Annotated in this window: 21 protein-coding genes, 2 pseudogenes and 1 riboswitch; of the genes and pseudogenes, 16 read left to right on the forward strand and 7 right to left on the reverse strand. The window is 66.3% G+C overall.

Going from position 1 to position 23156, the window contains the following annotated elements; translation table 11 throughout:
• Positions 1–724: 724 nt before the first annotated feature.
• From FDZ84_RS22090 to FDZ84_RS22110, 6 genes are all read left to right on the forward strand, one after another.
• Complete coding sequence (locus tag FDZ84_RS22090) at positions 725–1717, forward strand: acetylserotonin O-methyltransferase (protein ID WP_256413766.1); 993 nt, start codon at positions 725–727, stop codon at positions 1715–1717.
• 26 nt (positions 1718–1743) lie between these two features.
• A complete protein-coding gene (locus FDZ84_RS22095; RefSeq protein WP_168587459.1) occupies positions 1744–3180 on the forward strand; it encodes a non-oxidative hydroxyarylic acid decarboxylases subunit C in 1437 nt (478 codons plus the stop codon).
• Positions 3167–3406, forward strand: a complete 240-nt coding sequence (locus FDZ84_RS40825; protein WP_371812652.1) for a non-oxidative hydroxyarylic acid decarboxylases subunit D — start codon at positions 3167–3169, stop codon at positions 3404–3406. The genes FDZ84_RS22095 and FDZ84_RS40825 overlap by 14 nt, the downstream gene beginning before the upstream one ends.
• Positions 3407–3474: 68 nt before the next feature.
• Positions 3475–4650 (forward strand): alcohol dehydrogenase catalytic domain-containing protein, encoded by a 1176-nt coding sequence (locus FDZ84_RS22100; RefSeq protein ID WP_168587460.1) that lies wholly within the window; start codon positions 3475–3477, stop codon positions 4648–4650.
• Between the two features lie 302 nt (positions 4651–4952).
• Positions 4953–5612, forward strand: coding sequence for an O-methyltransferase (locus FDZ84_RS22105; RefSeq protein ID WP_168587461.1), 660 nt, complete (start codon positions 4953–4955; stop codon positions 5610–5612).
• Between the two features lie 320 nt (positions 5613–5932).
• Entirely contained in the window at positions 5933–6382 is a 450-nt protein-coding gene (locus FDZ84_RS22110) for a DUF6223 family protein (RefSeq protein ID WP_168587462.1), read from the forward strand.
• A gap of 137 nt (positions 6383–6519) precedes the next feature.
• Here the strand turns inward: FDZ84_RS22110 and FDZ84_RS22115 are convergent, their stop codons facing one another.
• Complete coding sequence (locus FDZ84_RS22115) at positions 6520–7524, reverse strand: triacylglycerol lipase (protein WP_168587463.1); 1005 nt, start codon at positions 7522–7524, stop codon at positions 6520–6522.
• Between the two features lie 497 nt (positions 7525–8021).
• Here FDZ84_RS22115 and FDZ84_RS22120 point away from each other — a divergent pair, with 497 nt between their 5' ends.
• The 4 genes from FDZ84_RS22120 (at position 8022) to FDZ84_RS22135 (ending at position 11379) form a co-directional block, all read left to right on the forward strand.
• Positions 8022–8303 (forward strand): citrate/2-methylcitrate synthase, encoded by a 282-nt coding sequence (locus FDZ84_RS22120; protein ID WP_246868342.1) that lies wholly within the window; start codon positions 8022–8024, stop codon positions 8301–8303.
• A riboswitch (cobalamin riboswitch) is annotated at positions 8300–8494 on the forward strand. (Overlaps the previous gene by 4 nt.)
• A 67-nt stretch (positions 8495–8561) precedes the next feature.
• Positions 8562–9587 carry an ABC transporter substrate-binding protein gene (locus tag FDZ84_RS22125; RefSeq protein ID WP_246868343.1) on the forward strand — a complete coding sequence of 342 codons (1026 nt, stop codon included), beginning with the start codon at positions 8562–8564 and terminating at the stop codon, positions 9585–9587.
• A 2-nt stretch (positions 9588–9589) separates the two neighbouring features.
• Complete coding sequence (locus FDZ84_RS22130) at positions 9590–10606, forward strand: iron ABC transporter permease (protein ID WP_168590264.1); 1017 nt, start codon at positions 9590–9592, stop codon at positions 10604–10606.
• The gene (locus tag FDZ84_RS22135; protein ID WP_168587464.1) at positions 10603–11379 is read left to right on the forward strand and encodes an ABC transporter ATP-binding protein; all 777 of its coding nucleotides are present in this window, start codon (positions 10603–10605) and stop codon (positions 11377–11379) included. The genes FDZ84_RS22130 and FDZ84_RS22135 overlap by 4 nt, the downstream gene beginning before the upstream one ends.
• A gap of 488 nt (positions 11380–11867) precedes the next feature.
• Here FDZ84_RS22135 and FDZ84_RS22140 read toward each other — a convergent pair whose 3' ends face one another.
• Positions 11868–13250: a hypothetical protein gene (locus FDZ84_RS22140; protein ID WP_168587465.1), complete on the reverse strand. Its 1383-nt coding sequence runs from the start codon at positions 13248–13250 to the stop codon at positions 11868–11870.
• Positions 13251–13389: 139 nt separating this feature from the next.
• On the opposite strand from FDZ84_RS22140, the gene FDZ84_RS22145 reads away from it, so the two are divergent.
• Together FDZ84_RS22145 and FDZ84_RS37885 are read left to right on the forward strand one after the other, a co-directional pair.
• Positions 13390–13806, forward strand: coding sequence for a LuxR C-terminal-related transcriptional regulator (locus FDZ84_RS22145; RefSeq protein ID WP_371812653.1), 417 nt, complete (start codon positions 13390–13392; stop codon positions 13804–13806).
• A 127-nt stretch (positions 13807–13933) separates the two neighbouring features.
• Positions 13934–14080 (forward strand): hypothetical protein, encoded by a 147-nt coding sequence (locus FDZ84_RS37885; protein ID WP_210435045.1) that lies wholly within the window; start codon positions 13934–13936, stop codon positions 14078–14080.
• 12 nt (positions 14081–14092) lie between these two features.
• Here FDZ84_RS37885 and FDZ84_RS22155 read toward each other — a convergent pair whose 3' ends face one another.
• The 5 genes and pseudogenes from FDZ84_RS22155 to FDZ84_RS22175 all read right to left on the reverse strand — a co-directional run bounded on the left by FDZ84_RS22155 (position 14093) and on the right by FDZ84_RS22175 (position 19253).
• The gene (locus FDZ84_RS22155; protein WP_246868344.1) at positions 14093–15298 is read right to left on the reverse strand and encodes a diguanylate cyclase domain-containing protein; all 1206 of its coding nucleotides are present in this window, start codon (positions 15296–15298) and stop codon (positions 14093–14095) included.
• A 370-nt stretch (positions 15299–15668) separates the two neighbouring features.
• Positions 15669–16085: pseudogene (locus FDZ84_RS22160) on the reverse strand (AAA family ATPase); the annotation flags it as partial.
• 222 nt (positions 16086–16307) lie between these two features.
• Positions 16308–16807: pseudogene (locus FDZ84_RS40830) on the reverse strand (iron-containing alcohol dehydrogenase); the annotation flags it as partial.
• Between the two features lie 564 nt (positions 16808–17371).
• Positions 17372–18124 carry an IclR family transcriptional regulator gene (locus FDZ84_RS22170; RefSeq protein ID WP_168587467.1) on the reverse strand — a complete coding sequence of 251 codons (753 nt, stop codon included), beginning with the start codon at positions 18122–18124 and terminating at the stop codon, positions 17372–17374.
• On the reverse strand, positions 18114–19253 hold the full coding sequence (locus tag FDZ84_RS22175; RefSeq protein WP_168587468.1) for a PLP-dependent cysteine synthase family protein: 1140 nt from the start codon (positions 19251–19253) through the stop codon (positions 18114–18116). The genes FDZ84_RS22170 and FDZ84_RS22175 overlap by 11 nt, the downstream gene beginning before the upstream one ends.
• An 82-nt stretch (positions 19254–19335) precedes the next feature.
• Between FDZ84_RS22175 and FDZ84_RS22180 the strand changes: the two genes are divergently transcribed.
• Genes FDZ84_RS22180 through FDZ84_RS22195 form a run of 4 tightly spaced genes read left to right on the forward strand, consistent with a single transcriptional unit; the run spans position 19336 to position 23152 of the window.
• Positions 19336–19707 (forward strand): nuclear transport factor 2 family protein, encoded by a 372-nt coding sequence (locus FDZ84_RS22180; protein ID WP_168587469.1) that lies wholly within the window; start codon positions 19336–19338, stop codon positions 19705–19707.
• Between the two features lie 9 nt (positions 19708–19716).
• A complete protein-coding gene (locus tag FDZ84_RS22185; RefSeq protein ID WP_168587470.1) occupies positions 19717–21300 on the forward strand; it encodes an NAD(P)/FAD-dependent oxidoreductase in 1584 nt (527 codons plus the stop codon).
• A 26-nt stretch (positions 21301–21326) separates the two neighbouring features.
• Complete coding sequence (locus tag FDZ84_RS22190) at positions 21327–21707, forward strand: cupin domain-containing protein (RefSeq protein WP_168587471.1); 381 nt, start codon at positions 21327–21329, stop codon at positions 21705–21707.
• Positions 21704–23152 (forward strand): aldehyde dehydrogenase, encoded by a 1449-nt coding sequence (locus FDZ84_RS22195; protein ID WP_168587472.1) that lies wholly within the window; start codon positions 21704–21706, stop codon positions 23150–23152. Before FDZ84_RS22190 ends, FDZ84_RS22195 begins: the two co-directional genes overlap by 4 nt.
• Positions 23153–23156: the final 4 nt, after the last annotated feature.

Consider the following 23156-nt stretch of genomic DNA (forward strand, 5'->3'; position numbering starts at 1 on the left):
GCACAGATGATCGGGCGCCTACCGCACCCGCGGTAGCTTCGCGGTTCCTGCGGCATCCGCAGCAGCCGGCTACGGCAGCGGCGGCAGCACGAAATTGCCTGCGTCCGCACAACGACCGGCGGTGGGTCCAGCGGACATGATCAGCGATGTCCAGTCGTGGGAGAAGGAGCACCTCATGTCCGTCCGTCGCATGTTTGCCACCGCCGCAGTCGCACTGCTCGGAGGTTTCGCGCTTGCCACACCGGCGGCCGCGCATTCCTTGGCCCAGCCGTCCGCACGATCACTATCAGTGGCAACGCACGTAAACCCTGAGTTGAAATCTTGAAATGTGCGTCAACAGGATGGGCCGTTCAGGCAACTGTCAATGTACGGATGGGCATCGTTGTCTACTTGCTTCTGTTTCGCCGCAGCCCATTACTGCAGTGTAGGACTTGTCCATAAGGTGATGAGTTACGGCAATCATCTGCAGCATTGTCTCTAAAACGTCAGGCCCGCAGCGGCAGAGAGTTGCCCAATCCAGAACGCAAATTTTGGATCTCACCAGCGCCAGAACCATCCACCAACCTGAGGATGTCCGGTTTCAGCTACTGCATGGAGATGCAGAACCGATTTGAGAGCCGGATGTGATCGACCGGCGGATGGCCCCGCTCGTAGGCCTTTATTCCCAGGAGAAACTATGCCGGCATCTCAAGCGAACTCCACTGCACTAAGTCCTGTCCCGTTGATGCAGCTTAGCACTGGGTACTGGGCGTCCAAGACCTTGGCCGCGGCACACGAGCTGGGTATCTTCTCCTACCTTTCCGAAGTCGGCGCATGCACCATGGAGATGATCGCCAAGCATTTCTCTTTGCACCGCCGTCCTGCGGAGATCTTGCTGACCGCATGTGTCGCCATAGGGCTACTGGAGAAGACTGAGGCTCTGTACTCCAACACGCCCTTGTCTGAAGAGTTCCTCGTCCGCGGAAAACCCATGTACTTCGGCGGCTGGATCGAGATGACCGACCGCAGAGAATATCCGGCGTGGGGCCGGGTGATAGAGGCGGTGCGTAAGAACCAGCCAACGACTTGGGATCCCGCGACGCAAGAAGGCATATTCGACGGCGAGGATCCGGTCATGATGGCGGTGTTCTGGGAGGCAATGCACAGCCTGACGATCTTCACCGCGCGGGAACTGGGACGCACTCTCGATCTCAGTGGAGTGCGCCGACTCCTGGACGTCGGCGGGGGAAGTGGGGCGCTTGACATCGAACTGTGTTCGCAATACCCGGACATGCGGGCTGCTGTTTTCGACCTGCCGTTCGTCTGTGATCTGGCTCGGGAGAAGATCACGACTGCTGGACTAGATGATCGGATCATCACCGTTGCCGGCGATTTCCAGGAGGACGACCCCTTTCCCAAAGGGTACGACACGATGGTGCTGTCCCTGATTCTGCATGACTGGGATGAGAAGGAATGTCGAGAACTGCTTGCGAAATGCTACGCGGGGTTGGACTCGGGCGGCCAGCTAATCATTAGTGAACTGTTGGTCGACGATGACAAATGCGGACCGCCCGACGCAGCGTTGATGAGCATGAACATGCTGGTGGAGAACTGGGGCCGCAACTACACGGCAGCCGAATACACTGGATGGCTACACGAAGCCGGGTTCGTCGACGTTCGGACGGAAAGGTTCACAGCTGCGGCGGCCAACGCAGCTGTGATCGCTCGCAAGCCCTAAGCGCGCCTCCAGGAGGAGCCGGACATATGGCATATGCAGACCTGCGCGCATTCTTGGACGCCTTGGCCGATGCTGGACAGCTGATCCGGATAAGCGACGAGGTGCTACCCGAACCCGATTTGGCGGCAGCAGCGCGTGCCGCCGCCAACTTCGGCGGCACCGCGCCCGCCATCCTGTTCGATCGCGTGCACGGCTACGAGAAAGCCTGCGTCGCTGTCAACGTACACGGATCCTGGCGGAATCATGCTATGGCGCTGGGACTTTCTCCGGACACTTCACCGGCCGAGCAGTTTCGGGAGTTCAACAAGCGCTGGGAGCGGTTTCCTGTGCGAGTCGAACGCGCAAAAAAGGCTCCATTCCTGGAAAATTCTACCGGCCCCGCGCCCGATCTTCATCGATTACTTCCGTTGTTTCGGCTCAACAGCTTCGACGGTGGTTGCTACCTGGACAAGGCGGTGGTAGTCTCTCGCGATCCCGATGATCCAAACCATTTCGGTAAACAAAATGTCGGGATCTATCGCATGCAGGTCACGGGTAAAGGACGTCTTGGCCTGCAACCGGCATCCAGTCACGACATCGGCAAGCATCTTCGAGCCGCCGAAGCCCGCGGTGAAGATCTGCAGGTAGCGATCGCTGTCGGTAACGAGCCCGTGATTTCGATTGTCGCCGGTATGCCGTTGGACTATGATCAGTCCGAATACGAGATGGCTGGGGCTCTGCAGGAAGCGCCTTACACGGTGACAAGCGCGCCCGTTACCGGCCTGGACGTGCCGACGGGAGCCGAAGTCGTTATCGAAGGTCGCGTGCTTGCCCGGCACCGCGAACTCGAAGGACCGTTCGGAGAGGTCACTGGCCAGTATTCCGGTGGGCGGCTGCAGCCTGTGATAGAGATCGACCAAGTCTGGTATCGCAACGATCCGATCTTCGAGCACTTGTATCTGGGACGGCCGTGGACCGAAGTGGACTACCTGGTCGGGGTGAGTACGTCCGTGGCCGTCTTCCAGCAACTCGCCGCCAGCTTTCCCGAAGTGGAAGCCGTCAATGCTATGTACACGCACGGCCTGGTGGCGATCATATCCACCCGCTGCCGATATGGGGGATTTGGCAAGGCGATGGCGCTACGGGCATTGACCACACCACATGGCCTGGCATACTGCAAAGTCCTCGTCGTCGTGGACGCCAGCGTGGACCCGTTCGATCTCACGCAGGTCATGTCGGCGATCTCTACACGCTGCGATCCCGCACGCGACGTGACACTGTTGCCGGGAATGCCCGGTTTTATCCTGGATCCGTCGTCGGAAAATCCGGGCATTACCACGAAAATTATTCTGGACGCGACCATACCTACGGCACCAGATAACCGGGGAAGGTTCGGTCAACAACTCACGGATCCGCCAACAACGGACATCTGGGAAGCCAGGTTGCACCGCATGATGCGGGGAGATTCTCGTGTCAACACCTGACTGCTGCCCAAGGTGTCGTTCGCTGGATCCAGACGTGCTGTCTGTTTCACCGGTTGCCAATTGCTGGATCGTCTACAAATGCGGAGTATGCCACTACTCCTGGCGCTCAACCGAACCAGCACAGGTCACCACAGCCGCCATGTATCCCGAAGCGTTCCGCATCAATCCGCGAGACATCTCCGATTTCGCGGTAATGCCACCCATCCCCGATCTCCGTCTGTCTTGAGAACAGGAGTTCTGATGCGCGCTATTGTGCTTCGTTCCCCCACGGCAGCGCCTGGAAGCGAACCCCGAATGGCCCGTGTCAGCGTGGAAGATGTCCCGGTTCAGGTTCCGGGCCCCACGGATGTTCTCGTGCGCGTTGAAATGTGCGGCATCTGCGGCACGGACATCGACGCATGTCGGTTCCATCCCGACAACACACCGGCGTTCGGCGGCCCCATCTCGGTTCCCGTCATTCTGGGTCACGAGGCCTCCGGCTTGGTTGTCGACGTCGGTGAGCTCGTCACCCGGGTCCGGCCAGGCGATCCCGTCGCACTCGAAAGCGTTCTTGCCTGCAGTACGTGCGACACCTGTTTGGCAGGACGCCGGAACCAGTGCGAGAACGTGACGTTGAGCGGCCTGACCGCACCGGGTGCACTGGCCGAGTTCATTACCGTCCCGCAGACGGCGTGCCATCGGCTCAACCTGTTGACCGACTCAGGATGGGATCTCGACGACGTCTTTTTGGCGGGGTGCCTGCTCGAACCGCTCGGTTGTGTCTTCAACGCACTGTTCGTGGAAAATCGTGCCGTGCGTCCTGGCGAGAACGTGCTGGTGCACGGCCTCGGGCCACTCGGTCTGTTCGCCGGGTTACTGTGCCGCATTGCCGGCGCGACACGCATTGTTGGCGTCGACCCGCTCGCCGAGCGGAGGCACGCGGCGACGGAACTTGGTTTCGACGCCTGCCTGTCGCCCTCGGAGACGCACAACAGTGACAACGCCGTCACACTGCTGGACGCCGACGTACATGTGGAGACTTCCGGCAACCCGACCGCCACCCTGCCCGTCATCGAGCGTCACCTCAGACCGGGAAGCCGCTGCGTCCTGATCTCCCGCACGCACCTCCCGGTCAGCATCGACCCCAATCCCTGGGTTTCCTCCGCGGCGAGATTGGTCGGGGCACGAGGGCATTCCGGCGGCATCTTTCCTTACCTCATTCGCCTGTTCGCCGCAGGCCGCCTCAATCCGCGTGACCTGATTGCCACCTTCCTGGACTTGGAGGACGTCCCAAATATTCTCGGCCAAGACACCTCGACCAATCCCCGCAAAACCGTCATCCGTGTCGGCACGACTTCGCCGTCTACATTGACAGCGGAAGTGCGCTCGCAGGAGGAGCCGAGTGTGTCACCAGGACACTTGCCACACCAGCGGGCGAGGAAGGTCGTACCCTCACAGCCCGGGATACCCCGAGACAGCACCAGCCGGTGATGGAAGCCCTACGATGTCAACTCCCGGCCCGCCACCTCCAACTGGACGATCCGGGTGCTGGTCTCCTTCTGTTCCAGGCCGAGATCGGCCAGCACCTGCCGCAGCGGGCTGCTGTCGAGACTTCGCACATTACGACCGCGTCATCGCAGCACCGAAGCGCCCCGTGCTCTCACACATCCCACACCTGGTTACGAACCGCCCAGTGCACCCCGCAGGTTGGTGTCCGACGCTGGCGACCCGGCCCGTATCCAGGAACCTGATCAAGCACCAATCACTACTGAACACACAAGAGGATTTCCCTGATGACCACGCCTAAGAGCCTGCAGGTCACGTCCGAGCTATATCAATACATTCTCGACCACAGCGCCCCGGCCGATCCGGTGCTCGACGATCTCGCAACCGACACCCTCTCCGTCGTGCCCGACACAGCGCACATGATGGTCCCTCGTGACGAAGCTGCCTTCCTCACGTTTCTCGTCCGGCTCACCGGCGCACGCACCGTGGTGGAAGTTGGCACATTCACGGGCTCCTCCACCATCGCCCTAGCCCGTGGACTGCCGGAACAGGGACGGTTGATCACGTGCGACATCAGCACCGAGTGCGTCGACCTGGCGCGGCAATATTTCCGCCGCGCCGGGCTCTCCGAGCGGATCGAAGCCCGCGTCGGCCCAGCCCTGGAAACGTTGCGGACACTGCCGACAGAACCGCATATCGACCTGGTCTTCATCGACGCTGACAAGCCCAGCTACATCGACTACTGGAACGAGCTCGTTCCCCGCGTACGCCCCGGCGGACTCCTGATCGTCGACAACACCCTGTTCTCCGGGGCAGTTATCGAACCCACGTCAGGCACCAAGGCCCATGCAATAGACGCCTTCAACCGGTACGCGGCGGCCGACTCGCGCGTCGAGATCGTCATGCTGCACCTAGCCGACGGTATCTCCCTCGCTCGCCGTCTTTGACCCAGATGCCACTGGCGGTGCCGTCTGCCGACCGGCGGCCAGCAGGGCCGCCGCCACGCCGGCGGCGATCACCCAGTCCCTGACGCCGATCCGTCCGCCGCTCATGCGTGAACCCTAGCCAGCTGTTCGCGCGGGCGACTCCCGCGCACAGATGATCGGGCGCCTACCGCACCCGCGGTAGTTTCGCGGTTCCTGCGGCATCCGCAGCAGCCGGCTACGGCACCGGCGGCAGCACGAAATTGCCTGCGTCCGCACAACGACCGGCGGTGGGTCCAGCGGACATGATCAGCGATGTCCAGTCGTGGGAGAAGGAGCACCTCATGTCCGTCCGTCGCATGTTTGCCACCGCCGCAGTCGCACTGCTCGGAGGTTTCGCGCTTGCCACACCGGCGGCCGCGCATGCCTTAGCCCAGCCGTCCGCGCCCCTTGTTTACGGCTGGACCCCCGACCGAGTCTGGGCCACTTCGGCGGCGCTACTGGCGGGGGTTGGCGTGGTCATCGGCGGGCTGGCTCGGGCTCGGTCCGCGGGTCGTATCGGCAACGGCACCGGGAAAAGGGGGGCCATCGTGGCCCTGGTGGCGGGGCTGATCGCCGTGGTCAACGGCGGGCTGGTGGCGGTCACCGCCGACGGCGGCCCCGGCACCGGCAATGGAATCGTCGGGGGCTACCTGGCCCTGGTGCTGGGGCTGGTCGCCATGGTCCTTGGCGGGCTGGCTCGGGCCAGCTCCCGCCGCACCGCTGACCGGTCAAATCCGAGTGTTCAGGCCTGATCGTCGTACCGGTGAGCCAACGGGCGTGCATCGCAACGATGCGATCCAGGCCGCAGCGGGAGTGTGACCGTGGTGCGGAAATCGGGCCCGCACCACGGTCGGTTGTAACCGCGGTCGGTCGTCACCGCGGTCGGTCGTCATCGCGGTAGGTCGTCGCCCTTGTAGGTGACTGCCTTGAAGGCCACCTTCAGTGGGGACCAGCCGTTCTCGGTGGTGTAGGGGCCGCCGTCCGCCCCGTGGTGCCAGTAGCGGAGGCAGTAACCGCCCGCACCGGTCAGCTGCCGGAGGTTGGCGTGGCTGACGTTCGGGTCCGAGCATTCGTCGACGCCGTTGTCGTTCAGATCCTCGTCGTAACCGTACTTCTGGTGCGCGAAGTAGCCCTTGTCGATGCCGGAGTAGTACGACACGGTTTCGTCTTCCAGCGAGCTGACGAGGCTCCAGTCGATCCCGGCGGCCCACGGATCGTCCAAGCCGCGGTCGTTGCGGCCGGGCGCGGACTCGTGCAGCTTGTCGATGAAACCCGACCCGCCTTCGCCCGCCGGGGTCATTTGGTTCCACTGCCGGGTGCACTTGTCGTCGGGATCCGCATCGGGATTGCGGCACCCGTTGATCAGCCCCTGGTGCGGGGTGCCGAGCGTGACTATGTCCTCCACCGCCACTCTGGGTGGGAAGCCGCTCCAGCCCTCGCGGGTGCCGAGCACCGCGACGCGGGTGATCAGGCCGCCCATCGAGTGCGCGACGATGTCGACCTCCTCACCCTTGCTGGTGTACTCCGCGTAGATGTAGTTGGCGAAGTCCTTGGCGATTTCCTGGATGGGCCGCTCGCGGTCGGCCTGACCGTCGCCGATCACGTCATCGCAGAATGCCCGGTCGCCCTCGTAGTAGCCGATCGTCCGCATCGAGGAACGATCCCGGCCGCCCGCTTCCTGGTAGTATTCGAGGGCTTTGTCCCAGGTCGACCCGTTGCAGTTGGTGGGGGGATCCGGGTTGTAGCCGTGCACCAGCAGCATCGTCTTCTGTTCCGCGGCCGGCCCGATCTCACGACCGTCCAGTCCGGACGCCTGCACCGTCGCCGGTGCGCTGAGGGCGAGCCCCGCGGCGGCGATCGTGGCGACCGCCCCGCGCCATCGTCGGTTGATCATCAAGCACACTCCCGTCGGTCGGGTTTCGACGCGGGGCCCCTGGCAGCACCCCGCGTCCGGCCGACATCGCGAGCCGCTCGCACCGCACAGCCCCAGAGGGCTGGTCGCCCTCGGCATCGACACCCCCGGCCAGCGGACGCCTGATGTCGGTCCCGCCGACACTAGGCAAACCGACTCGACATTCGTGGGAGAACGCGACGGGTTAGCTCCCCTGGAGCAGCCGGTTGGCCCGCTCGGCGGACATGACGCTGGAGCAGCAACCCGCACCCTGCTGCGGCTGGCAATGCACGCCGCGGAGACCGGCTTGGCCACCATCGCCGAGCGCGGCGGCGCGATCTGGTCGACCGGATGCAGGACCTTCCCCCTCCAGAACCCTTTCCCGGATAAACCCCGAATCATTCGACCGTTCCGAATTCCGCAGCGGGGACAATCATGCCCACCTGCAGCAAGAAGGTCCACAAGGGACTGCCCGGGGTCGTCGCCGGGATTACATCTCCATGGTCAACCCGGACAGCAACTGGCTGACCTACCGCGGCCACCCGGTCGAGGACCTGGCCACCCGATGCTCGTTCGAGGAGGTCGCCCAGCTGCTCTGGCACGGAATTGCCCACCGTCGCGGAACTCGCCGGGGCAGAACGCGTTCGCGGGCGGCGCCACCATGTGGATGGAGGTATATCCGATCGCCCGGGAAACACGCCCGACGCTCGGCACCACGGCAGCCGCACGCGGCGCGACCGTGCGAGATCTCTCACATCGGTCGCGCAACGTCGGGCGGTTAGGGTGTGAGCGAATCAGTCGTACCCGGTGTACGGGTCAGGGAATCCGGTCGGAATCCGGAGCTGACGCGCAGCGGTAGGGGTGATGGACGGGGCGGCCCACGAGCGGGCCGGACCACTGGGCACCCGCCTGGGAAGGTTCTCCGTCCAGCAGAACCCGAGCCCGAAGACCTGCTGGTTCCCGGTCGGCGCAGGTCCAGCGCGCCAACCGGTCGGCGAATTGGCGGCTCCGCGTACGAGCCCGAGCTAAGGATGCGGACGATGCTGTTCCCCGCGCGGTTTCGCGCGTCTCGGCCAGGGCACCAGACCCTGTTCGCAGGCGTGCTGGCCATTGCCCTCTGCGGCTGTTCGGCGCCCCCGGCCGACGAGCGCGCCGGTGGCGAACCCGTCTCGATGCGCAACTGCGGTCAGGACGTCGTCGTCGAAGCGCCGCCGCAACGAGCTGTCAGCCTCAACCAGAGCACGACCGAGATCATGCTCTCCCTGGGGTTGCAGGACCGGATGGTCGGCACCGCGACCTGGACCGACCCAGTCGCACCGCACCTCGCCGCCGCGAACGAGCAGGTGCCCCGGCTGGCGGAGAACGCCCCGTCGTTCGAGAGCGTGCTCGCGACTGAGCCGGACATCGTCCTCGGCGCCTACCAAGCGGTCTTCACCGACTCGATGGTCGCCTCCCGCGAACGCTTCGAAGAGCTGGGCGTACCAACCTACCTCTCGCCCAGCAACTGCCTCCCGGAGGAAGCGCCGCTGGGCGAGCCGACCGAACTGGCGGACATCTACCGCGAGGTCCAAGAGATCGCCACGATCTTCGGGGTGCAGGACCGCGGTGCGGCGCTGGTCGCCGACATGTGCGCACGGGTCGCTGCTGCGCAGGCGCGTGTCGCGGATCTGCCCTCCCGGCAAGAGCAATCGGTGCTGTTCTGGTTCGCGCGAACCGAAGCGCCTTACGTGGCAGGTAGAACCGGATCCCCGGGGATCATGACGCGCGCGCTGGGAGTGCGCAACGCCTACGACGACGTCGCGTCGATGTGGCCGCAGGTCGGTTGGGAGGACGTACTCAGCCGCAACCCGACGCTGCTCGTGCTGGGCGACCTCACCCGGGATCAGGAAGGCGACGGCCTCCAGTCCAAGATCAACTTTCTGCGCACCGATCCCGCAGTGTCCCAATTGGACGTCGTGCGCGGCGAGAACTGGATCCCCATGTCCGGCACCGCGTTGAACACCAGCATGCGAACCGTGGACGGGATCGAGGCGCTCGCCGACAAGCTCGTCGCCGTGGAGCGGTAGTGGTGCGTCAGGTCCGCGCCGCCTGGCTGGTCGGCGGCGCCCTGCCGGTGCTCGTGGTGTCGATCGCCTTCGTGATCACCATCGGGCCTGCCGACATCTCGGTCGCAGAGGTCGCCGAAGTGGTCCGCGCCAAGCTGGGACTGGGCACCACCGGCGTTTCCCGGATCACGCAGGGAATCGTGTGGGAGTTGCGCCTGCCGCGGGCGCTGCTGGCCGCGATCTGTGGCGCGGGGCTGGGCGTGTGCGGGGCGGTCCTGCAGTCGATGTTGCGGAATCCGCTGGCGGATCCCTTCCTGCTGGGGATTTCGGCGGGAGCGTCCACCGGCGCGGTGGCGATCGCGGTGCTCGGGGTCGGTGCCGGGACGATCGGGCTGGCTGCCGGGGCGTTCGGCGGTGCCATGGTCGCGTTCGCGCTCGTGATGGGGCTGTCGGCGTTGGCAGGCGGCGGGACCAGCCGGGTGATCCTCGCCGGTGTCGCCGGCAGCCAGCTGTTCTCGGCGCTGACCTCCTACATCGTGATGACCTCCGCCGACGCCCAGCAGACCCAGGGCGTGCTGTTCTGGCTCCTCGGTTCGCTCGCCGGAGCGCGGTGGGACGACGTCGCGCTGGCCGGCATCGTTTGCGCGGTGGGGCTGTTGCTCTGCCAGTCGCAGGCCGGCTCGCTCGACGCGTTCGCCTTCGGTCGCGATTCCGCCGCTTCGCTGGGCATCTCGGTGGCGCGAGTTCGCGGGCTGCTGCTGGTGGGAACCGCGCTGCTGACCGCGACGCTGGTGGCCACCTCGGGTGCTATCGGTTTCGTCGGGCTCGTGCTCCCGCAAGCCGCCCGGTTCCTGGTAGGTACCCGACACCGCGCCCTGCTGCCGACCACCGCAGTGCTCGGCGCGGTCCTGCTGGTCTGGGTCGATGCACTGGCCGGAACCGTGGCCGCGCCGCAGGAAGTGCCCGTCGGTGTCGTCACGGCGCTGGTCGGAGTGCCCGCCTTCGCGTTCCTGTTGATCCGGAGGAGAGGCATGCCATGAGCCTGCGCGCCCTGGACGTGTCGTGGTCACGCGGTGGCGCGGCAATCGTGAACGGGATACGCGTTGAGGTCGAACCCGGCTCGACCCTCGGATTGCTGGGCCCCAACGGATCTGGGAAGTCCTCGCTGCTGCGGTTGCTCGCCGGTCTGCGCCAACCGTCCTCGGGGAGGGTCCTCGTCGACGACGTGGACATCACGGGCATCGGCCGCCGCGCCCTCGCCCGCCGGATCGCCCTGGTCGACCAGGAATCCACCACCGAGCTCGACATCACCGTCACCGAAGTGGTTTCCCTCGGTCGCACGCCGCACCGCAGTTCGTGGGGCACCGCACGGGACACCGACGCGGAGGCAGTGCGTCGGGCACTCATGCACGCTGACCTCGAAGCGCTGGCCGACCGGCGTTGGCACACCCTTTCCGGCGGCGAACGCCAACGCGTCCAGATCGCCCGCGCGCTCGCGCAGCAGCCAACGGAACTGCTGTTGGACGAGCCGACCAACCACCTCGACATCGCCCACCAGTTCGCGCTCCTGGAATTGGTCCGCCGACTGCCGGTGACAGCGGTAGTGGCGCTGCACGACCTGAACCTGGCCGCAACCTTCTGCGACGGGCTGGTCGTCCTCCAGCGCGGTGCGGTCGTAGCGGCGGGCAGCCCCGCCGAAGTCCTCACCGAGGACCTGGTCCGAACGGTCTACGGCGTGGAATGCGCCATCACCAAGCCGAATCCGGAAGGCCCACCGCACATCCGATTCACCGGCACGGCCACACACGCGTGATCCCGCGGGCCCCGGAAGCCGTCGCCACGGGCGAGAGCGACAGCTATCGCCGAACTTTGCGGTGCACGCAGGCCGCACGTCCTGCAGGGCCGCGATGATGACCGCAATGTGTGCTGGACCGGGTCGCTACGACCGGTGGCCTGCTAGGGAAGCCATTTCTGTCGCCATTTCAGGCGCCGTGATTCATCAGCCATGCGGCTTCTCGCGTGTGGCACCGTGGCCGCGCCAAGCGGTAGCTTCCATCGCTGCCAGTTCTGCGTCCGATCCTGTACCGCGCCCCGTATTCCCGCTGACTCGGCAATCGAGGTTCCCGGCCAGCCGGTGCTGCCGACCGGGAGCACCGCATGCCCGACGAACCTGCGGCCGATGCCAGGTCGGTGTCGGCGTTGGAGCGCCGCCGCCTGGAATCGGTGGCGCACCAGCAGCGGGCGGAGTCACTCATACCGAACCGGACCCGGCCAGCTGAGGCGTTGGGCTCACCCCAGGTGCTACGGGCGGGTGAAGGCCTTGCGGATGGGGCCGCCGCGAACGTGCTGTTGAGCACCTGCTGCTGTTGGCTTGCTGGTTCGCCTGCGCTGGTCGTGGGCCCGGATGGCTTTGCGCAGCACCCGCCACAGGTCTGAGACTTCTTGGCTGGCTTCGAGGTCGGCGCCGCTGGCCACGTACTGCGCCATGGCCAATGTGGTGCCGCTGAACTCGTGTCCGCCGACGCCGCCGTAGTGCTTCAGGGCGGCCAGCGCTGCCATCGTCCGCGAGTCCCGCAGCCGGGCCCGGGTCACCTGCGCCGCTTCGGGCCCGATGGCCTCGGGCTCCATCTCCACCAGCGACCGCAGCCACTGGATCAACCCGGCGTCGGTGGCGGTCAGGAACTCGACACCCTCGATCAACCGCTCGTGCAAAATGGCCTTTTGGGTTGCGCGCACGGGGCCGTCCTCGCCGCGGAGCCGTGGTGCCGCCGGCCCGATCTCGTACAGCGCGTCCAAGGACTGCTCGGCTTTGGACTCGGCCCGGATCTCGTTCAACCGTTCCAGCGCTCGATGAGCGCGCCGTCGCGCGTCGGTGGCACGGGCCTGCTGCAGGGCTTCCAGCTGTACCTGTGATGCCGACTTGCGTTTTTCCCGCACGTCGTAGGCACCGAGCGCGGCTTGCCGTGCGTCCCATTCCTCATAGGACAGAACCGGGATGGGTGGGCGTTTCGGCAGGTGGTTGCTGGTGTAGGTCCAGGTCGCCAGCCGGGCCTGCAGTGCCTCGCCGAGAGCTTTCCGGGGATCCGGCTCGAATGGGGCCGCCCGGTGCGTTCTGCCCGAGACTTTCAGCGCGTGCAGCAGACAGTTCACGCTCCAGCCGGCCCGGAAGAACGGTGCGGTCAGCTCCCGCAGCTCGGTGTCGCTGATCTGCTCGTCGAGCCACCGCATCGCCGCGCGGAGCCGTTTGACCGCTGCGGCCACCTGGTCCCAGGTCTCCGGCGGGACCGTTCGCGGCCACTGGTGGTGTACCCGGGACCGGGTTTCGTCCCGCTGCTGTTCGCTCGAGGTCGTCGCTACCGCGCCGGTGCCTTCGCCGGCCTCCACCGGCGGCGCCACCGGTATGCCCTGGCTGTCGCGCCACTGGTTGAGCAGGTACCGCACCAGGTCGGTGCGCTTGGCGGTGCTGACCTGCTTCTGTGGTGACCCGTCGGGGCGATCGTGCAGTGCCTGGACCAGCGCATCGACACACCAGCCCGCTGAGAAGAAGACTTCAAGCTCGGGGACCAGTCGCTCGGGTGCGACGTTGCGCCACCGTTCCATGCTGATGAGCGTCTGCGTGGCTTGCAGCTGGGCGTGCGGGCTTTGCGGGACGATCCGCGTGTGCCAGGCCTCCTGCTCGGACATGCAGCCAACGTACCGAATGGGAACGGGTGAGCACGCAACGACGGCAGAGCCAGACAGCTCTCTCACGCCCGCCGCACCTGAAGACTCCTAGTTCCCCTGTCCTCGGGTGAGGACACTGAGGGCCTGGCCCTGTGAGCGGTTGACCGGGGAGCACGAGGGTCTCGGGGGCCTGGTGCTGACGACGTTCCTGGACGAGAAGCTCGTTGTCGACGCCGTGCACCGCACTGCCTGTGGTTACGTGGTCAAGGACGTCGACACCACCGAGCTGGTCCGCGCGATCCGCGCGGTGGCCCGCAAGGAGTGCGCGTTCGACTCGCGCTCGGCCGCGACGATGGTGCACTCGATGTACAACCGCTCCACCGCACCGGAACTGACCGAACGCGAGCTGGGTGTGCTCCGGCTGATGGCCACCGGGTCGAGCAACCGGCACGTCGGCGGCCAGCTCTACATCTCCGAGACGACGGTGAAGTTCCACGTGCGCAACATCATGCGCAAGCTGGATGTCTCCACCCGCGCGGAAGCCGTCTACGAAGCAAGCAAGCGTGGGCTCATCTGACCGTGGATCTTGACCTGTTTGCCGTGTCGATCAAGGTGTGGTGCCACGATCAACAGCAACGGCCCCTCCCAACAGTGCTCAAGGACCGACACGCCCATTAGGCGGAGTCGATGACGAGTCAGCCGCCGTGGTGCTCGTCGACCTTGTAGGGCAGTCCGGTGCCGGTCCCCAGCCGGTGCAGTTCGGCGGTGTCGAAGGTGCGCAGGTGCCCGTAGACGGCCGTCGGTTCGGCTTCGAACGGTTGGGGCGAGAGCGCCGGACGGTCATCAAGTGATGGCGTCGTGTGTTATGCGTTTCGGGGGTTCTTTTTGCGGGTGTACATGTCTTGATCGGCTAGGTGCAGGAGTTCTTTTGGTTCAGTGTTGGGATCTCGGGTTACGGCGATCCCGACGCTGGCTTTCAAGTTGACCTGGTGTCCGGCTGCGGTGGTCTTGGTGTTGAGAAGTTCTGCGATGTGGTCCCGTAGCGTTTCGGCTGTGGGGATGTCGTCGGCGAGGCTGGCGACGACGAATTCGTCGCCGCCGAGTCGTGCCACCGTGGCACTGGGGTCCACGCCGGCCAGCAGTTGGTCGGCGGCTGCGGTCAGGAGATGGTCACCGGCGAGGTGGCCGTAGCGGTCGTTGACTTGTTTGAGCTGGTCGAGATCGGCGACGAGCACGGCCAGAACGCCGCTGCCAGCGGCGAGCGCGGCGAGGTGGTGGTGTAGGCGGTCGGCGAGTAAGGCGCGATTGGCCAGTCCGGTCAGCGGGTCGTGCAATGCGAGGTGGGCGAGGTGGGCATCGGTCATGCGTCCGTTGCCGATCGCCTCGTAGTGGCTGACGAGGAAGGACGGCCGTCCGTCCGGGCTGGTGACGACGCTGGATCGGATCAATACCGTGATTGGGTGTCCGTCCTTGTGTCTATAGCGTTTTTCCACGCTGACCGTCTTTGTGTGGCCCGCACGCAGATCTGCGAGGGCGGTGTCGCCCTGCTCGTCATCGCCGGGATAGGTCATATCGGAAAAATGTCGTGCGAGAATCTCATCGCGACGGTAACCCAGCAGGCCGCACAATGTGTCGTTCACCGATGTCCAATACCCCTGCAGATCGAGCAGCGCCATCCCGGTCGGCGCCGTGGCGAAACACTGGTCCCACAGGATTTCGCAGCTACGGCGGGTGGTGACGTCCTCTGCCTGCAACAGGACGGCGCACGGGCGGCCGACGGTATCGTTGATGACCGAACCTGATAGCCGTACCCAGATCGTCTGGCCGTCGGGCTTGGGGTACCAAGTTTCCGACACAGCGTGTCCGCGCGAGAGGGTGTCCCCGACAATGGCGTTCTGCAGGGCCGCGTGGCCTGGACACAAGGTGTCGTGCGGGCGCGGCCGCAGTAGGTCTGCGGCTCCGTGGCCCAGTAGATTACAGAGCGCCGGGTTCACGTACTGGGGGCGGCCCTGCACATCCAGCACCGCGGTGGGAACGGGGGTCTGATCGAAAACCGCATGCCACTCCACACCTCCCACCCTGTCCGGCGTCGTCGGAACAGGTGCGCTTGCCCGGTCTGCCGACGAATCGGGCAAGGTCGGGCTGTGCGCTGCGCATTGAGCCTGCGCGGTGTCATCCCCGCGACGCTTTTCAGACGCAAAATTCATCAAGTCTCCGGCAAGTCTGACGTGATAGTCGAACTCACATGCGAATCCATGGTCGGAAACTCCGTCGGGATATGAGGCGTATGACGAGGCCGGAGAATTCACAACGTTGTCCCAGGAATACGCGCCACTTCCTCCTCGCATTGGTACGATCGCCACACATGATTACGGGTTTCTCGTAAGGACTCGAAGGCTTCTTTCCGGAATCTCGATTGCCCACGCGGGGACGCTGCCGCACACCGGGCACCGAGACCTGGTACTCGCCAAGGCATTCCAGCAGAACGGCTTCGAGCGCCTCGTCGGCCCGGTCGACCTCGTCGATGCTGTTCTGGTCGCCGATCGCGTCGACTGCGGTGTGCAGGTCGGGAGCCCCGGCGACGAGCTCACCGATCTTGTCCCGCAGCATCTGGTTGTAGAGCAGCTGCTTTCCGTAGTCCCATTCGTAGAGCGCCTTGGTTTCGTCCTGCCCCGCGTAGCACTGGAGCCGGAGCAGCCGCCTGCCGGTCGCGGTCGCCAGCGCCTTGGCCAGTTCGGTCTTGCCGACGCCGGCGGGTCCTTCGAGCAGCAGTGGTTTCTCCAGCCGGGTGCTGAGGAAAACGTTGGTCGCCAGGCGCTGGTCGGCGAGGTAGCCGCCCTCGGCGAACCGGTCCAGGACCTCCTGCACCGACTCGAACGGGGCTTCGGTGGTGTCGTGCACGGTTCCTCCGCTTCTGGGTGGGGTGGTGGGCCCGCCACCCCACGCCGGGTCAGCCGAGCAGGTCGTCCAGGTCGCCGGTCATGCAGTGCTCGACGACCGGGCGGACCGTGTCGAACGTGCATTCCTTGGCGTAGCCCGGAGTGCAGGCGTCACCGAGCACGTGCCGGGTGATGGCTAGAAGTTCAGCCGCGAGACGTAGGGCTCCGAGGCGTGCGCGAGGACGTCGAATCCGCACTGCGCCGTGTAGTCGACGGGGCAGTCGTAGTACAGCACTGGATCGTCGATGGCGAGGCTCGTGACCGAGGCGTCGTCGAAGGCGACGTACTTGTGCGGGTTCTCCGGGTCGGTGGTGGTGTCGGTGATGACGTAGGCCCAGGATGTCTCCGAGCCGGTGCCCGCGGTCGTGGACACCGCGATGTGCGGCGGGTTGTTCGGGTTCTCCGACTTGTTGAAGCCCTCGAAGTTGTTGCTCCAGGCCGTGGTACTTCAGCGACTCGACGATGTTGTGCACGATGTCGGTTCGGCGCAGGCCGGAGGTCATCACCAGCGGCTTGGTGAAGCCGAGCTTGATCGCCTCCGGGCCGATCATCTTGTGCGCCCCTGGGCCCATCAGGGGCCCGCGGGAACGGATGGAACTCCTTGAGCGGGAACGGCTTGAGCAGCTCCTCGACCTTCATGCGGCGTCTCCTCTCCGGCTGACTTCCGCTCGTGACGAGGGGCACGGCGCGGATTGGAGGGAACGCTAGGTCGTCGCGCCGGTCGGCGGGTAGACGTAGGACTGCTAACCCCCGATGTGGACACCCAAGACCGGCCGTCCAAGCAGTGCGGCACCTGTTCGATCGGACAGGTGCGGGTCAGGACAGGCGTTCGACGAGGTCGGTGGCCGCGCGTACCACATCCGTCGGATCTCCGGTGCTACCACCGCGTCGCATTGCTCGGTGAAGTCCTCACATCGCGCATGACGCCCGCTAGCCGTTAGCGCCGCGTTTCCGGGGCGGTCCAGCCAGTCTGAAGCCACGCGGTCGTTCCCGGCTTGGCGTGCTCAGGCTCCAAGACTGATCTGTCGGTGGCGACTGGGTTCTGCCTGCATTCCTTGCTGGTCACCATCTTCGCCCTGCCGACCGGCGCCGGCCGGGATGCCAGCACCGGCCTGCTGGCCCAGCGGGCATGACGTCCACGGCGGAGCCGGCCCGGCGCAACTCCGCCGGGCTGGCTCCGCGGAGCGGTAGCCAGCGAAATGTTCACCCGCTCCGGTCGGTGGCGACCTCGCAGGTGAGCTGGATTAGCCGTTGGACGTAGTCCTCGTCGGAGCGGGTCAGGGGAACGACGACCGACAGCACGCCGACGAGGGTGCGCTGCCGGTACACCGGCGCGGCCACGGACCAGGACTCATTCGTCGATTCGCGAGCGCTGTAGGCGTAACCCCGCGCCCTGACCTCGGCGCATTCGGCCCGAAGCGCGTCCAGCGACCGGTATTGGCCGCCGGACAGGGCGAAGCCGTCCGTGCCGGCGGGCAGGCCGACGGGCTGGTTCTCGGCGTTGTTGAAGGCCAGCAACGCCTTTCCTGCCGCGCCAAGGTAAACCGGGCCCCGTTCGCCGGGCAGGCAGACCCGCCGGACCAGCTTGCTGGATTCCGCGGACTCGATGCACAGCCGGTCGTCGCCGGCGCGGACGAAGAACGCGCTCGTCTCGTCCGCTCGCGCGTGCAGGTCCCGTACGGTGTCAGCGGCGATCGACCGGATGCCGGCCCACAGGTCGGTCGCGGAGATCATCGCGGTCAGCTCAGGGCCGGGAATGTAGGCGCCGTCGGTGTCCTGGCTGACATAGCCGGTGGCTTTCAAGGTACCGAGCAGGCGGGATGCAGTGCTGAGGCTCACCCCGGAATGCCCGGCCAGCGCGGTGAGCGTCTTCGGCCCGCGGGCGACCGCGGACAGCAGCGACAGCGCCCGCGTTACCGACCGGACCCCCCCGTTCGCACCGCTACTACTGTCCATCGCAGACACACTCCTCGGGACGGAACCTACCGGTCAGCTCGTAGTCCTCCAGCACCTCCGCGTACGGCGCGAAGTCGATGCCGCGCGCCCGCAGCCAGCCGTCGTCGAAATACGTGCTGGCGTACCGCTCGCCGCCGTCGCAGAGCAGGGTGACGATACTGCCCCGCTCACCCCTCTCCGCCATCAGCCGGGCCACGTGCAGCGCCGCCCAGACGTTGGTGCCGGTCGACGCGCCGACCCGGCGGCCGAGCCGATTCGAAGCCCAGCGCATGGCGGCGATCGAAGCCCCGTCCGGCACCCGGAGCATGTCGTCGACGACACCGGGGACGAACGATGGCTCGACCCGCGGGCGGCCGATCCCTTCGATACGCGAGGACGCGTCGGTCCGCACCGTCGGATCGTCACGAAGCCAGCTGTCGATGAACACGGAGTTCTCGGGATCGGCGACGAGCATGTGCGTGGGGTGCCGCCGGTACCGCAGATAGCGGCCGATGGTGGCGCACGAACCACCGGTGCCCGCGCTCAGTACAATCCAGGAGGGGATGGGATGTCGTTCCGCAGCCAACTGCGCGAAGATCGACTCAGCGATGTTGTTGTTGCCGCGCCAGTCCGTCGCACGCTCGGCGTGCGTGAATTGGTCGAGATAGTGGCCGCCCTTCTCGCGTGCCAGTCGCCGCGCCTCCTCGTAGACTTCCGCAGACTGCTCCACGAAGTGGCACTGCCCGCCGAAGGACTCGATCAGCGAGATCTTCTCGCGGCTGGTGGCTGCGGGCATCACCGCCACGAACGGCAGACCCAGCAGCCGCGCGAAATACGCCTCGCTGACCGCGGTCGATCCGCTGGAAGCCTCGACTACGGTGGTGCCGGGTCCGAGCCAGCCGTTGCACAGGGCGTACAGGAACAGCGACCGGGCGAGCCGGTGCTTGAGACTGCCGGTCGGATGCACCGACTCGTCCTTCAGGTACAGGTCCACCTCGGGCATGCCTGGGAGCTCGAAGACATGCAGGTGGGTGTCCGCGCTGCGGTTGGCGTCCGCCTCGACTCTGCGGACCGCCTCGGCGATCCAGGCTCGGCGCTCGGAAACCCGGTTTATTGGGCGTGCGAGATGGCTTGACTTCGGTTTGACCACATGCTCATACTACTGCCAAGCGGAAGCGATACAACCACCAGATGGAAGTTGTCCGGATCCGGAGGAACCCCAGTTGCCCGGCATGCTCTCGCCTGACGATCAAGCGCAGATCCACCAGCTGCTCGCCTCGGTCGCGTACGTCCTCGACGCGCACGACTACGACCGGCTTGGCGACGTGTTCGCACCCGAGATCCGGTTCGACAACCCCGGCCGGCTCACCGCCGAGGGCCTGCCCGCGCTGATCGAGGCGTTCAAGGTCATCGCGACGCCCGCGCTGAGCCACCACATCACCAACGTGGTCGTCACCCCGGCTGGGCCGAACGAGGCCGCCTGCGTGTCCAAGGCGCTGACGCTCCGCCAGACCGGGGTCGCCGCCGCCGAGTACCGCGACATGGTTCGCCGCTGCGCCAACGGGTGGCGGATCTCCTCGCGCACCATTCGGCCGCTCGGCTAGGGGTCACTCGTGCGAAACTACGACGCGATCGTGATAGGAACTGGCCACAGTGGACTGATCGGTGCCTTCTACCTCGCCCGTGCCGGATGGCGGGTGCTGATGCTGGAGCGGCGTGACCTGGTCGGCGGCACCTGTGTCACCGAGGAGATCTTCCCGGGCTACCGCGGCAGCAGCGTGGCAAACGCCAGTCACAGCCTCGACCCGCAGATAGTCCGGGACATGGAACTGGCCCGGTTCGGGCTGCGGTTCCGGCACCCCGAACTCGGTTCACTCACGATGTTCTCCGACGGACGCGCGCTGGCGCCCTGGCGCGACCGTGAGCGGCGGCACGCCGAGATCGTGAAGTTCGCCCGCAGCGAGCGTGATCCCGACGGCTTCTACGGCGTGCTCGACTTCTTCCGCACGGTGGCGCGGCAGATGGACGTGTCGTTCTACGATCCGCCCCCCAGTTTCGCGTCCGTGGCCGCACGGTTCCGGACGCCCTCGCAGCAGCGGGCGTTCGAGCAGGTAATGTTCGGATCAGTCGCCGACATCCTCGAAGAGCACCTCGACTCCCCTGAGCTGCAAGCGTTCTTCGCTGGGACCGCGGTGGCGACCAACCTCGTCGGCCCGCGTACCCCGGGCAGCGCATACTTGCTCCTGCAGCGTCCGCTGTGGGAGGAGTCGATGCGCCGCGCCGGCACCCAGGACGACAACGACCTGATGATGCGCAACGGCGCGCCCCTCGGCGGGATCGGCGCGGTCACTGGTGCGATGGCGGCGTCCTGCCGTGCCCTCGGAGTGGAGATCCGCACCGGTGCCGAGGTCACGAAGGTGCTGTGCGAGGACGCGCGGGCGACGGGCGTAGTGCTCGCGGACGGGACCGAGCTCCGGGCACGGCGCGTGTTGTCCAACGCCAGCGCCAAACTGACGCTGACCCGGCTGCTCGGCCCGGCGGATCTGGGCGAGGAGCTCTACCGGCAGGCCGAAGCGATCTCGGTGAAGGGCTCGTCGGCGAAGGTGCACCTGGCGCTCGACGGCACCCCCCGGTTCGCGGCCGCGACCTCCGCCGCGGAGAACGAACTGTTCCTGGGCACCAACTTCCGGGTCGCGCCGAGCCTGGAGGTGTTGCAGCACGCCTATGCCGAGGCGGTGGCCGGGAGGTGGACCGACCGCCCGACGATCACCGGAATCATCGACTCGGCGCACGACCCGTCACTCACCCCGTCGGGCTGCCATTTCGTCAGCCTCAGCGTCCGTGGCGTGCCGTACCACCTGGCGCACGGCACGTGGGAAGAGCAGAAGGACGACCTGGGCAAGGCCGTCGTCGCGACGCTGGAGGAGCACATTCCGAACCTGTCGCAGGTGCTGGCGGACTACCACGTGTATTCCCCGCTCGACCTGGAGCGAGAGTTCGCGCTTCCGGAAGGCAACGGCGCGCACGGGGATATCGTGCCCGGCCACATCTTCGACTCCCGGCCGATGCCCGGCTGCGCCGGATCGCGCACCCCCGTCCCCGGCCTGTACCTGTGCGGGGTCGGGACCTGGCCCGGGAACTTCATGAGCGGCGTCACCGGCTATAACGCCGCCCGGCACATGCTTGCCGACGCCTGAGTCCACTGCAGAGGGAGACAAGCGACATGCATATCGGACGCGGCATCCCGCAGGGCAGGGAAACCGGGCTGCGGTCGTCGACGACCACCGGCCAGGTTTGGTCGGACATCGTGCTCAACGAGGCCGGAACCCGCGCACTTACCATGTATTTCGCGCCCGGCTCCCGCACGCACTGGCATCGGCACCAGGGTGGGCAGTTGCTGTACACGATCGCCGGGCAGGGTTGGATTCAGGAGCGCGACGGGGAAACGGCGACGCTCGGTCCTGGCGACGTGTGCTGGACCGAGCCCGGCGTGGAGCACTGGCACGGTGCCGCGCCGGACAGCCAGCTGATCCAGCTCGCCGTCCACTTCGGAGACGTCCAATGGGGACCGGGTGTCGCGGACGAGGAGTACCGGTTGCCATGAGTACCACCACGCCCCCCAGCCGTGCCGCCGTCGAGCGTCTCGTGGGCAGCGCACCCGATGGCGACTGTTTCGACGTGTTCGAACCCGCGACCGGCGAACACCTCGCCCGAGTCACTGATTCATCCACTGTGGACATCGAGACCGCGATCGTCGCGGCGTCGGACGCATTGCCCAGCTGGGCGTCGATGCCGGGCTGGGAACGGTTCGAGGTGCTGCGGCGCTGCGTGAACGCATTGCGCGAGGTGGCCGGCGAGCTCGCGGAGCTGATCTGCGCGGAGACCGGCAAACCGCTCGCCGAGGCCCGCGGCGAGGCGGCCAACACGATCCGTTTCTTCGAATGGTTCAGCCACGAAACCCTGCGGCTGCACGGTGAGTACTGGCCGGGGATCACCGGCGATCGCGACGCGGCCGTGCTACGCGAACCGGTCGGGGTCGTCGCTGCCATCACACCGTGGAATTTCCCGGCATTCCTGGTGGCGTGCAAGGTCGGCGCCGCCATCGCCGCGGGATGCACCGTGGTGCACAAGCCCGCGGAACAGACCCCGTTGACCGCACTCGCTCTCGCCGGGGTGTTCGAGCGGGCCGGGCTGCCTGCCGGGGTCTGGAACGTCGTGACCGCCAGCCGACCCGAGCAGGTCGGTGACGTGCTGCTCAGCGCTCCAGAGATCGCGTGCGTGAGTTTCACCGGCTCCCGCATGGTCGGCGAACGGATCATGCGGGCCGCGGCCGGTACGATCAAAAGGGTCCTGCTCGAACTCGGGGGGAACTCGCCCGCTGTGGTGCTGGCGGACGCCGACCTCGACCTCACCGCCGCCCAGCTCGTGCGGGCGAGGTTCCTCAACGCGGGCCAGGCTTGCATGGCCGCCAACCGCGTCTACGCCGTCGAGCCGGTCTTCGACACCCTGGTCGAAAAGCTCCGCGAGCACACGGAAACCCTGCGCGTGGGTGACCCACGCGAGGCAGGCACGAACCTCGGACCGCTGATCGACCTGGCCGCCGTCAAGCGGCTCGAAGACCAGCTTGCCGCCGCCGTCGGCCAAGGCGGCAAGCTGGTCACCGGCGGTCGGCGGTCAAGCGAGAACGCCGTGAGCGCGTTCCTCGAGCCTGCCTTGATCGCCGCCCCCGGGGACGCTCCGCCCGCGGTGTTCAGGGAGGAGATGTTCGGGCCCGCGCTGGCTGTCGTCCGTTGCCGGGACGAAGAGGATGCCGTCCGGCTGGCGAACGCGACCGAATACGGTCTCGCGGGGTACGTCTTCACGCGTGACCGCCAGCGGGCGCTCGCCGTCGCACGCCGGCTGGTGGTCGGCTCGGTCGCGGTGAACCGCGCGCTGATCAGCGAACCGCAACTGCCCTTCGGCGGGGCCAAGGCAAGCGGGCTCGGTCGCGAGCGCGGCCGGGCCGGGGTCGAGGAGTTCCTCGAACTCAAGACGGTCCACTTAGGATAACAGA

The sequence above is a fragment of the Saccharopolyspora sp. ASAGF58 genome (genome assembly GCF_012277335.1).
Taxonomy (GTDB): domain Bacteria; phylum Actinomycetota; class Actinomycetes; order Mycobacteriales; family Pseudonocardiaceae; genus Saccharopolyspora; species Saccharopolyspora hattusasensis.